General features: G+C 67.8%; 3 protein-coding genes. 2 read left to right on the top strand and 1 reads right to left on the bottom strand.

What is annotated here, in order from left to right:
• Positions 1 to 19: 19 nt before the first annotated feature.
• The gene (locus FOB72_RS24285; RefSeq protein WP_150375215.1) at positions 20 to 2257 is read right to left on the bottom strand and encodes a TonB-dependent siderophore receptor; all 2238 of its coding nucleotides are present in this window, start codon (positions 2255 to 2257) and stop codon (positions 20 to 22) included.
• Between the two features lie 240 nt (positions 2258 to 2497).
• On the opposite strand from FOB72_RS24285, the gene fhuF reads away from it, so the two are divergent.
• Positions 2498 to 3241: a siderophore-iron reductase FhuF gene (gene fhuF / locus FOB72_RS24290; protein WP_150375216.1), complete on the top strand. Its 744-nt coding sequence runs from the start codon at positions 2498 to 2500 to the stop codon at positions 3239 to 3241.
• 54 nt (positions 3242 to 3295) lie between these two features.
• Positions 3296 to 12709 carry a non-ribosomal peptide synthetase gene (locus tag FOB72_RS24295; protein ID WP_150375217.1) on the top strand — a complete coding sequence of 3138 codons (9414 nt, stop codon included), beginning with the start codon at positions 3296 to 3298 and terminating at the stop codon, positions 12707 to 12709.
• Positions 12710 to 12711 lie beyond the last annotated feature (2 nt).

The following is a 12711-nucleotide window of genomic DNA, read 5'->3' on the forward strand; positions in this document are numbered from 1 at the left end:
CGTATTACGATCAGCAACATCAGAAACGATAGGTCGCCGTGCCGATCACGTTGCGGCGATAACCGTAGTAGCAGGTGGTCGCGCTCCCGCACTGGCCGACATATTCCTTGTCGAGCAGGTTGTTCGCGGTGATCGAGAAGCGCCAGTGCTGGTCCAGCGTGTAATGGAGCGCGGCGTCCATCAGCCAGACCTCGGGCACCTCGAACGTATTGAGCGCGTCGCCGTAGCTCTTGCCGATATAGCGCACGCCGACGCCGCCGCCCAGGCCCTTGGCCCAGCCCGTGCGCTGGGTGTAGTCCACCCACAGGGAGGCGACATGGCGCGGACGGTTGGTCGGCGTCTTGCCGAGGTCCGTGTTGTTGCTCTTGGTGACTTCCTGATCCATGTACGTGTACGCGGCCAGTGCCTTGAAGCCATTGTTGAAATCGAACGTACCGTCGATTTCGAAGCCGCGCGAACGGATCTCGCCCGTCTGGATCTGGAACAGCGTGTTGGCCGGATCGCGCGTCAGCACGTTCTGCTGGCGCAGGTCGTATAGCGACGCGGTGACAAAGCTGTTGAAGCCGGTGGGCTGGAACTTCACGCCGACTTCGGTCTGCTTGCCGGTGGTCGGCTGGAACGGCGTGCCCTGCGCGCTCACGCCGGCCTGCGGCTGGAACGACGTGGAATAGCTCGCGTAAGGCGCCAGGCCGACCGGCGTCTCATAGACGAGGCCGAAGCGGTACGTGAAGTCGTTCTGGTCGATACCGGCGTTTGTCGGCGTGGTGGTCGCGCCCGTGGCCGCGGTCTGCCGGCGCGTGTTGGTACTCGCGTTGGCCCAGTCCTGGCGGCCGCCCGCCACGAAGGTCAGGCGCTCGGTCAGCTTCATCTGGTCCTGGAAATAGAGGCCGAGCTGGCGCTGCGACTGGTCCACCAGCGTGTAGGTGGCGATGGGGTTGATCGTCGCGCCGTAGACGGGATTGAACGGATTGATCAGCCCCAGCGGCGGCGTGCCGACGGTGCCGAAGCCCTGGCGGTCGTCGAAGCTGCCGTGCTGGTAGTCCACGCCGACGATCGCGGTATGGCGAATCGGACCGGTGGAGAACTTGGCCTCGAGGTTGGTATCCAGGCCGATCGTGTCGAGCGAACCGCCCGCGCTCAGCGAGCCGCGATTCAGCAGCGTCTGGGCCGCGTTGTTCCAGCCCACCGCATACACGCCGGTGTAGAACAGGTTCGAGTGCATGTAGCGCGCGCTCTGGCGCACGCGGAACGTGTCGTTGAAGCGATGCTCGAACTCGTAGCCGATGGCATATTCCTCGCGGTCGAACGTATTGAACGACGGTTCGCCCGTGAAGAACGACGTGGAGATGCGGCGGCCGCCGACCGTATCCGTGACCGAACCCTGCCGCGGCAGGAAGTTGATGGCCGTGCCCTGCTTGTCGTGCTGGTAGTGGGTCAGCAGCGTGAACGTGGTGTCGGCGCTCGGCCGGATGGTCAGCGACGGCGCGATGAAGATGCGATCGTCGTCGGCCCAGTCCACCTGCGTATCGGACTTGCGGAACAGGCCGGTCAGGCGATACATGACGGTCTTGTTCTCGTCCACCGCCCCGCCGATATCGAAACTCGCCTGCTTGCGGTCGTACGAGCCGTACTGGAGGTTGATCTCGCGCAGCGGATCGGCGGTCGGGCGCTTGCTGACCAGGTTCACGAGTCCGCCCGGCGCATTGGCGCCGTACAGCACGGAGCTCGGCCCGCGCAGAATTTCCACGCGCTCGAGGCCATAGGTCTCCACGCGCGGCATCAGGTAGCCGCTGGCGTAGTAGTTGACGTACAGGCCGTCCATATACTGGCGCGCCGCAAAGCCGCGGATCACCGGCTTGTCGTAGCGGCCCTCGGCAACGTTGTCGCCGATGATGCCGGCCGTGTACGCAAAGGCGTCCGACAGGTTCTGCACGCCACGGTCTTCCATCTGGTCGCGCGTGATCACGCTGATGGACTGCGGCGTTTCCAGCAGGGTGGTGTCCGTCTTGGTCGCCGTGGCACTGCGCTTGGCCACGTAACCCGCCAGCGGGCCGGTCGGCGTTTCCACCGGCGCGCGCACCGTGACTTGTGGCAGCACGCTCGCGGCGGGCGCGGCCCCGGCCGCACCGGCGGCATTGGCGGCATTGGCGGCATTGCCCGCTTCCTGCGCGTGAGCGGCACCGCCCGCCAGCGCGAACAATACGATGACCGCGCGCCCGACTTCCGTCCGGCGCGCGCAAGACACCTTGGCTCCCATGAAAAGCTCCCCTGCTTTGTTGTGCGAAAAATTAGAAAAGGACCAGAAACGCGCCAATTATTTTCTAAACGCAAACGTTAATACGAATAATTCGCATTATTACGTATAGCGTCAGGCACAGGCAACACACTTTCCCTTGGGAGACGCGGGGTTTTTAGCGGCAACTAAATTTCCGGCGCGCCAAAACGTCACCAGTAGTGCGTGCGCGTGGCGCGCCGCGCCAATCGTCCGGAGATTTGCTTGCTGCCAGAACTCGCACCGTTCTTTCCCGGCCCGCTCCGCGCCTATGGCGAGGGGCTGACGGCATTGCCAGCGCCGCCGAAAGCCACGCCTGGCGCGCGTCTCGCGGAAATCGACGGCATTGCCGAACTCGTGCGCGGCTACGGCAAGGTGCTTGGCGCCACCGATATGCCGGCGCTGGCATCGTGGTGGACGCGTCGCTACTGCCTCGCCATCGTGCCGCCCGTGCTCGTCGCCGCGGTGGTGCTGGAACGCGCATTGCCGGTGGCGCTCGACGACATCGAGGTGTCGCTTGCGCGCGACTATCGGGCAGAACGTATCCATATTGGGCACGCGCGTACGGTCGTCGGCCATGACTTTGTGGTAGCCATCGACCTGCTGGTCCGTCACAACCTTGCCCCGCTCTTTCAGGCGATGGCGCCGCTGCGCGCGTCGCCGCGCGTGCTGTGGAGCCATGCCGCCGAGTTCGTGCAGACCGTGGGACAGGTGCTCTGTGGCCACCCGGCCGTGGACCCTGCGCGGCGCGAGGCGCTTGCGCACTGGCTGGCCAACGCGGGCGCGCTCGGCCCGGCCTATCGGCACCTGCCTCCGATTGCCGTGGCCGATGGCGGCGACGGCCATGCGCGCCGCGTGCGCCGCGTCTGCTGCCTCAACTACCGGCTGCCCGACGAAGACTATTGCGGCGTCTGCCCGCTGACCTGCGCCAAATCGCGCGCCAACACGACAGACACGCATCCCGCCTAAATTCAAACCGCCCTCCCTCGTCTACCAGATGACGCATTCACTGGAAGAGCTGCAATGGCTGGCAAGACGCGCGAGACGCTGCTTCATCATTTGCTGGATCTGGCGACGACGCGCCCCGACGCGCCCGCGCTCACGATCGTGGACGACGCGAACCCCGATGGCATCGACTACAGCTATCGCGAACTGATGCAACGCGCCGCAGGCCACGCGCGCGTCCTGGCGGGCATGGCACAGCCGGGCGACCGCGTGATGCTCGTGCTCGACACCGGCATCCACTACGTCAGCGCATTCTTCGGCTGCCTGCTCGCGCGCATGATCGCGGTGCCCGCGTTTCCGCCCGAGTCGTTGCGCCCGCAGCATCTGGCGCGGCTCGACGCCATACTCGCCGACTGCGATGCGCGGGTGGCGGTGACCGAGGGCGAATTTGCCAACGCCTGGGCTGGCCAATCCGCGCGGCTTGCCATGCTCGACGTGGCGTGCAGCGCCGATGTCGCGGCGACGCTGCCCGACGCGCTCGACGCCATCCATGCCGACGACATCGCTTTCCTGCAGTACACATCGGGCTCCACCGCCACGCCCAAGGGCGTGATGGTCTCGCACGCGAACATCATGGCCAACGAGGCCGCGATTGCGGAATCGTTCGGCACGCGCGCCGACGATGTCATGCTGAGCTGGCTGCCGCTGTATCACGACATGGGCCTGATCGGCGGCCTTATGCACCCGCTCTACACGGGCACGCGGCTCGTGCTGATGTCGCCCGGTGACTTCCTGCGCCATCCGCGCCGCTGGCTCGACGCGATCTCGCGCTTTCGCGCGACCATCAGCGGCGGTCCCGATTTCGCGTACCGCCTGTGCGTCGACCGCATTCGCCGGACGCCCGGCGACGCGCTGGACCTGTCCTGCTGGCGTCTGGCGTTCTGCGGTGCCGAGCCGATTCGCGCCGAGACGATGACGCGGTTCGCCGAGCGGTTTGCTGCTTCCGGTTTTGCGGCTGGCGCGCTGTATCCGTGCTATGGCATGGCGGAGGCGACACTGCTGGTCACGGGATCGCGCGCGGGTTCGGGCGCGCATATCGCGCGATTCGATGCGGACGCACTGGCGCAGGGCCGCGCGCAGCCGGGCGCCGATGCGGACGCGAGCGCGCTCGTCGCCAGCGGCTTCGCGCCGTCCCGCCATCTCGTCGACATCCGCGACGTGACGACCGGACAGTCTCTGCCCGACGGCACTGTCGGCGAAATCTGCATTCAGGGCCCAAGCGTCATGCGCGGTTACTGGCAGCGGCCCGATGCCACCGCCGAGGCGTTCTTCGCCGATGGTGCGCTACGCAGCGGCGACCTGGGCTTCCGCGCCGACGGCCGGCTCTATGTCGCGGGGCGCCGCAAGGATCTGATCATCGTGCGCGGCGTCAACGTGTACCCGCAGGATGTCGAGATGACCGTGGAGGGTGCGGTCGATGCCGTGCGGCGCGGGCGCGTCGCGGCGTTTCCATATGTGTACAACGGCATCGAGTCGATCGGCATTGCGGCGGAAGTGGCGCGCACTGCCATGCGCGGCGGCGACGATGCCGCCTCGGCAGCGGCGATTGCCCAGGCCATCCGTGCGGTGGTCGCCGAGGACTGCGGCGAGCCGCCGGCACTGGTGCTGCTGCTTCAGCCCGGCGAACTGCCGCGCACGACCAGCGGCAAGCTCCAGCGTTCGCGATGCGTGCCCGCATGGCGGGCCGGGGACCTCGATACCTGGGCGGTGTTCGAGGGTGACGCGGCCTTCCTCACTCCCGCTGGCGAAACGCGAGACCTCACGGCGACGGAGGCCAGGCTTGCCGATATCTGGCGGGAAGTGCTCGGCATGCGGCCCGGCGCCGATGACAGTCTCTTTGCACTGGGTGGCAATTCCGTGCAGGCCGCGCAGATCGTGGCGCGCGTGCGGGAGCGGCTGCACGCGGGTTTCTCGCTGGCACTGCTGTTTGCGCACCCCACGCTCGCGGCTTGCGCCGGGGCGATCGATGCGATGGAGGCGGCGGCCGATAGTCTGCGGTCCGACGTGGGCGTCGTGGGCGGCGCGGACGCCGACGCAGCGCTCTCCCCGATCCAACGCGGACTATGGGTGCTCTGGTGCCTGGCCCCCGAAAGCGGCGCCTACAACGTGTGCGGCGTCATGCAGCGCTCGGGCCCCTTCGACACCGCGGCCCTGCAGACCGCCATCGATACGCTCGCCGAACGCCATGTGGCCTTGCGCACGCGGATCGTCGTCGAGCGCAGCTCGCAGCCGTTGCAGCGCGTGCTGCCCGCGTCGTCCGTCCCGATCGACGTCCGGCATTGCGCGACCCGCGCCGAAGCCGAGCAGGCCGTGAGGCGCTGGAGCGAGCAGCCCTTTGCGCTGACCGCGCAGGCCGCGTTTCGTGTGCTGCGTGTCGTCGTGGAAGGCACGGAGTGGGTTGCCCTCTGCGTCCACCATCTGTTCGTGGACGGATGGTCGATGAACGTGATGGTCGACGAGTTCTGCGCGCTGTACGAGCGACGCGGCGCGCTGCCGCCCGCGACGCAACATACCGAGATCGCCGCCGGCCATGCACGCGCGCTTGCCGCGTGCCGGACCGATGCCATCGACTACTGGACGCGCACGCTGGGCAAGGATCCCGTGGTACTCGAACTGCCAACGGACCGCCCGCGCCCGGCGCAACCGAGCGGACACGGCGACGCACTGGACTTCTCGATCGACGCCACGCTCGCCTCCGGGCTGCGGCAGATGGCGGCCCGGCAGCAGACGACGCTGTTCACGGTGCTGCTGGCCGCCTGGCACGCGCTGCTACATCGCTACGCCGGCCAACGCGATATTCGCGTCGGCGTGCCGTTTGCACTGCGCGACAGCGTCGCGGCCGAGCGCGCGGTCGGGTACTTCATCAGCACGCAGACGATTCGCGCCACGGTAGAGGGCGCGCAACCGTTCGAAGCGCTGCTGCGGCAGGTGAGCGGCGCAGTCCGCGCGGTGCAGCCTTACCTCGCGTTGCCGTTCGAAGAGGTCGTGGACGCGCTGCAGCCCGACCGCACGCTTGCCCACAATCCCCTGTTCCAGGTCAAGTTCAACCTGGGGCTTCCCGTCGCGGCACCGGCCACACTGGCGGGCGACACGTTGCTGGCCATGCAGATCGAAGGCGACGTGACGCGTTTCGATCTCGCGCTGGATATCATCGATGGCAGCGATGCACTGGCGGGACGTCTTGCCTTTGCCACCGATCTGTTCGACCGCGCGACCGTCGAACGCATGATGCGGCACTATCTGTCCGTGCTTGCGCACGTGGCGGCGGCGCCCGAGACGGCCATCGCGCTGCTGCCGCTCGGCGACGATACCCCCGCGCTGGTTGCGGGGCCGCTGCCGGACGCCCCCATGGACGTGATGGCCGCGTGGAGCGCCGCGCTCCATCGCGATGCGCAGGCGGTCGCGCTGTGCGACGACACGCGAACGCTGACCCGCGCCGAGGCCGATGCGCTGGCCAATGGCGTGGCGCTCGCCTTGCAGGCACGCGGCATCGGCCGCGAGGATGTGGTCGCCATCGACCTCGAACGGTCGGTGCCATTCGTCGTGGCGCTGATCGGCACGCTCAAGGCCGGTGCCGTGGCGCTGCCGCTCGATATTGCGCAACCGGTGGAACGCCGCCGGCAACTCGTCGATGCCGCCAACGCGCGCGTCGTCATCGGCAACGCGGACCTCGGCGTCGATGGCCTCGATATCGCGACCGTGTCCCCAAGCGAACGCTTCACGGGCGTACCGGTGTTGCCGCAGCAGGGCGCATACCAGATCTTTACCTCGGGCTCCACGGGCACGCCAAAGGGCGTGATCGTCAGCCGGCAGGCGCTCGCACACTATGTCGCTGGCGTACTGTCGCGTCTGTCGCTGCCCGCCGGCACCAGCATGGCGATGGTATCGACGCCCGGGGCCGATCTCGGCCACACCGTACTTTTCGGCGCGCTATATGCCGGGCACTGCTTGCATCTGATCGCCCCGTCGCGCGCGACGGACGGCGACCGCTTTGCCGAATACATGGCCCGCTACCGCGTCGGCGCGCTCAAGATCGTGCCGAGCCATCTGCGTGCCCTGTTGCATGCCGAGCGTGGCGCCGACGTGCTGCCGCATGCGGCACTGATCCTCGGCGGCGAGGCCGCGCCGGCCGAGCTCATCGCGCAGGTGCGGGCGCTGCGGCCGGGTTGCCGCATCTTCAATCACTATGGACCGACGGAGACCACGGTTGGCGTGCTGACCCATGCGCTGGGCGACGATGAAACGATCCTGCCGCTCGGCGAGCCGCTGCCCGGCGTGCGTGCGTATGTGCTCGACGCCGGTCTGTCGCCGTTACCCGAAGGCATCGCGGGCGAGCTCTACATTGGCGGCTTGCAGCTCGCGCGCGGTTATCGCGATGCGCCCGCGCAGACCGCGGAACGCTTTCTGCCCGATCCGTACGTGCACGGCGCGCGCATGTACCGCACCGGCGATCGCGTGCGGCGCCGGCATGGCCGGCTGCATTATCTTGGGCGCGCCGACGAGCAGGTCAAGATCCGGGGCTATCGCGTCGAGCCCGCCGAGGTGGCGCGGATGCTGCGGACAATGGAAGGCGTGATGGATGCCGCCGTCATCGTGCACGACGAGCGGCTGATCGCGTACGCCGTGCTGGCACCGTCGATGGAGAGCACCGACGTACTGCGCATTGCCGCGGCGCGGCTGCCCGCCTATATGGTGCCGGCGCAGGTCGTGGCGATGGATCGCCTGCCCGTGACGTCGAATGGAAAGCTCGATCGCCGCGCGCTGCCGGCGCCCGTGTTCGAAGCCGCCGGACATGCGGAAGCCGCGAACGAGACCGAGATGGCGCTCGCGCGGATCTGGCAGGACGTGCTTGGCATCGAACGCGTCGGCGTGACGGATAATTTCTTCGAACTCGGTGGCGATTCGATCCTGTCGATCCAGGCCGTCAGTCGTGCACGGCGTGTGGGGCTACGGTTCACGCCCAAGGATCTGTTCCTGCATCAGACGGTACGCGCGCTTGCCGCGGTGGTCACCCGCGTGCAGTCCGCCCCCGTGAAGTCCGATGCGCCGGGCGGCGAGGTGCCGCTACTGCCGGTGCAGCGCGCGTTCTTCGAGACGCACGTTCCCGCGCGGCATCACTGGAACCAGGCGGTGCTATTGCGGCCAATGCAATCGCTCGACGTCGTACGTCTCCAGACGGCGGTGGATCGGCTTGTTGCGCATCATGACGCGTTGCGGTTGCGGTTTGCCGGGCGCGATGGGGTCTGGACCCAGCAGTATGCGGACACAGCGATCACGACCGTGACGCACGACGCGGTGACCGAGGACGCGCTGACCGACGCTTGCACGCGCGCGCAACGGGGCCTCGATCTGGAGCACGGCCCGCTGTTACGCGTGGCTTTGTTCACGTTGCCCGATGGCTCGCAACGGTTGCTCATTGCGATTCACCACCTCGTGGTGGATGGCGTGTCGTGGCGCATTCTGCTGGAAGACCTCCAGCAAGCCTACCGCGATGACGCAGCCCTGCCCGCGCGCACCTCGTCGTACCAGACATGGTCCCGCAAGTTGCAGCACCAGGCCGCTTCGCTCGCACACGAGCTCTCATTCTGGCGCACCCAGCAGGGGCCCGCCGTTGCCGCGCCCCGCGATGTGCGACTGCGCGACGCGACCGTGGCAACGGTATCGCTGCCCGCCGCGGCCACGCGTGCGTTGCTGACCGATGCGCATGGCGCCTACCGGACGCAGATCAACGACCTGCTGCTCGCCGCGGTGGCACGCGCGGTCGGGCAATGGCAGGGATTCGATACGGCCGCGGTCCTGCTCGAAGGGCATGGCCGGGAAGCGCTGTTCGACGATATCGATCTCTCGCGCACGGTCGGCTGGTTCACAAGCCTGTTCCCGGTCGCGCTGCCCATCGACGACGACCTCGGCGTGCATATCAAGCGCGTCAAGGAAGCCGTGCGTGCGGTGCCGCGGAACGGCATCGGTTTTGGCCTGCTGCGCGACGCATTGCACGACGTGGCGCGGCCGTCGATTACCTTCAACTATCTTGGGCAGTTCGATGCGCGTGACGGCGGCATGTTTGCCCACGCGCAGGAACCGGCCGGCGATAGCCGAGATCCCGATGCACCGGTCGGCAATGCGATCGTCATCGACGGCATGGTCCGCGATGGCGAGCTGGCGTTCACGCTGACGCTGGCGGACCCTGCGTTCACGCCGTTTGCCGGGCGGCTGCGCGGGGCGCTCGAAGACATTGTCGCGCATTGCCTGCAGGCACCCGCCGGCGCGCTGACGCCGTCTGACGTACCGCTGTCCGGTCTGACGCAGGCTCAACTCGATCCGCTCGCCGGCGCGGCCATCGCCGATATCTATCCGCTGACGTCGATGCAGCAGGGGATGTTGTTCCATGCCCTCTACACGCCCGATGCGGGGATGTATGTGAACCAGATCGCGGTGGATCTGGAGGGGCTCGATGCCGACCGCATGCGTCGTGCCTGGAACGACACGATTGCCGCGCACGATATCCTGCGCACGGCCTTCCTGCATGTCGATGGCAAGCCGCTGCAGGCCGTGATGCACAGCGTGCCGTCACCGGTTCTGATCGAATCGCACGGCGATGTGGAAGCGCTGGCGCTGCACGATCGCGCGCGTCCGTTCTCGCTCGACACGGCGCCGCTGATGCGCGTGCGGCTGGTCGCGCAGGGCGCGTCGCGGCACCGCATGATTTGGACCAGCCACCATCTGCTGCTCGATGGCTGGAGCACGGCGCGGCTGATTGGCGAGGTTCTGCAGCGGTATCACGGCCAGCCCGTGGAGGCCGTCGCTACGCGCTATCGCGACCATATCGCTTGGTTGCAGGCGCAGGATGCGTCGGCCAGCGAGGCGTTCTGGCAGCAGCGGCTGCCCGCGCTCGAGACGCCGACGCTGCTTGCGCAGGCGCTGCCCGCGCCGGCCGAGCCTATGACGGGCCATGCCGTGCAGCGTGTGCGCATCGATGCCATCTCCCTGCAACGTGCCGCGCAGCAGCAGCGCGTCACGCTCAACACGCTGCTGCAGTCCGCATGGATCGTCGTGCTGCAACGCTATACTGGCCAGCGTGCGGTCGCGTTCGGCGCCACCGTGGCGGGCCGCCCGGCGACGTTGTCCGGCGCCGACACGATGCTCGGGCTGTTTATCAACACACTGCCTGTGATCCAGGCACCGGCCCCCGACCAGCGCATCGACGCGTGGTTGCAGGCCTTGCAGCAGGAGAACCTCTCGCTGCGCGAGCACGAACACGTGCCGCTGTACGAGATCCAGCGCTGGGCCCATCAGGGTGGCCAGCCGCTGTTCGACTCGATCCTCGTGTTCGAGAACTACCCGATCGACGCCGCGCTGCGCGAGCGGGAGCAGCACGGTCTGCGCATTGGCGACGTCGATCATGCCTCGACGACCAACTATCCGTTGACGCTGGTCATTACGGGCAACCAGACGCTGGACGTGATGTTCAACTATGCGACCGAGCTGTTCGAGGCGGATCGCATCGCGCAGTTGCAGCGGCACTTCGTCGCGACGCTGGAGCGGATCGCCGCGCAGCCGGACCAGCGCATCGCGGATCTGGTGCTCGAACAGCCGGACGCCGTCACCGACGAAGACGATCGCTTTCGCGACGCCCCGCCCGTGCATGTCGCCATCGCAATGCGGGCTGCCAGCCAGCCCGACGCCGTGGCCGTGCGCTGTGGCGAGCAGACGCTGACCTATGCCGGGCTCGATGCCGCATCGGGCGCGCTGGCGCTGGCACTGCGCTCGCGGGTGACCGCGCACGAACCCGTGATCGGCGTCGTGATCGATCGCACGCCCGGCATGATCGTGCGGCTGCTGGCCGTGCTCAGGGCCGGTGCCGCGTATCTGCCGATCGATCCCGAACTCCCGCAGGCACGGATCGACGAAATGATCGACGGCGCCCGCGTGCAGCTGCTGCTTGGCTCGCGGGCGCTGCGTCCGCGCCTCGATGCGAAGGTGCCATGGCTCGACATGGAGGACGCCGAGTGTCTTGTGCCTTCCCCCGGGTCGCTGCCCGAGGTCTCGCGCCAGCAGCTGGCTTATCTGATCTACACCTCGGGCTCCACCGGCAAGGCCAAGGCCGTGGCCGTCGAGCACGGACCGTTGGCCATGCATTGCCACGCAACGGCCGAGCAATACGGCATGGCGCCGGGCGAGCGCGAGCTGCACTTCCTGTCGTTCAGCTTCGACGGTGCCCACGAGCGCTGGATCGTGCCGCTCGTGGCCGGCGCGGAGGTCGTGCTGCGCGACGACGAACTGTGGAGCGCGGAACGGACGCTCGCCGCCTTTACGCTCCACGGCATTACCAATGCGGGGTTCCCGCCGGCCTATCTGATGCGGCTGACCGAGGCGGCCGATCCGGATGCGCCGCCGCTGCGACTGCTGTCGTTCGGCGGGGAGGCGATTTCGCGCGAGAGCTTTGCGCGCGTACGCAAGACGTTCCGCCCGCGCACGCTGATCAATGGCTACGGTCCGACCGAAGCCGTGGTCACGCCGCTCGCGTGGGTGGCCGACGCCGATACGCCCTGCACGCCCGCCTACGCGCCGATCGGCCGGCCCGTCGGCTCGCGCCATGTGTATCTGCTGGACGCGGATCTGCATCGGGTGCCGCAGGGGGTGATTGGCGAGCTCTATATCGGGGGCTATGGCCTTGCGCGCGGCTATGCGCAGCGCCCGGGGCTCACCGCCGAGTTGTTCCTGCCAGATCCGTTCGTGCCCGGCGCGCGCATGTATCGCACCGGCGATCTCGTACGCCAGGGTCCCGATGGCGCCATCGAATATGTGTCGCGCCGCGACCATCAGATCAAGATTCGCGGGTATCGCATCGAGCCGGGCGAGATCGAGGCGCGTCTGCGTGCGGCGGCGGGTGTGTATGCGGCGGCGGTGCTGGCGGTGCCGACACCGCAGGGATCTCAGCTCGTTGCCTATGTGGCGGGCGACGGCGACACGACGCCCGATACGGACAGCCTGCGCGCGATGCTCGCGGCCGCGCTCCCGCCCTATATGGTGCCCGCGCAGATCGTCGGCATGGCGCAGTGGCCCGTCACGGTCAACGGCAAGCTCGATCGCCACGCGCTGCCGGCGCCGGTGTTCGCGAGCCATGACCACGTGGCACCGCGCACGGAACGCGAACAGGCGCTGGCTGGCATCTGGCAATCGCTGCTCGGCGTCGAGCGCGTCGGCATCCACGACAACTTCTTCGAGCTTGGCGGGCACTCGCTGTTGCTGACGCAGCTGGTCTCGCGGCTACATCGCGAGATGGGGCTCACGCTGAGCCTGCGCGACGCGATGGCACATCCCACGGTCGCGCAGCTGGGCGCGTGGATCGATGCGCGTCCCGATGCACGCCAAGAGACCGCGCGGCAGCTTGCCGCGCTGGACGACCTGATGGCAGATTTGGAGGCTTCCTGATT

This window comes from Cupriavidus pauculus, assembly GCF_008693385.1.
GTDB classification, from domain to species: Bacteria; Pseudomonadota; Gammaproteobacteria; order Burkholderiales; family Burkholderiaceae; genus Cupriavidus; species Cupriavidus pauculus_D.

Coding starts and splice junctions, on each gene's coding strand:
- FOB72_RS24285 (WP_150375215.1), bottom strand. CDS start 2,257: ATGGGAGCCAAGGTGTCTTGCGCGCGCCGGACGGAAGTCGGGCGCGCG.
- FOB72_RS24295 (WP_150375217.1), top strand. CDS start 3,296: ATGGCTGGCAAGACGCGCGAGACGCTGCTTCATCATTTGCTGGATCTG.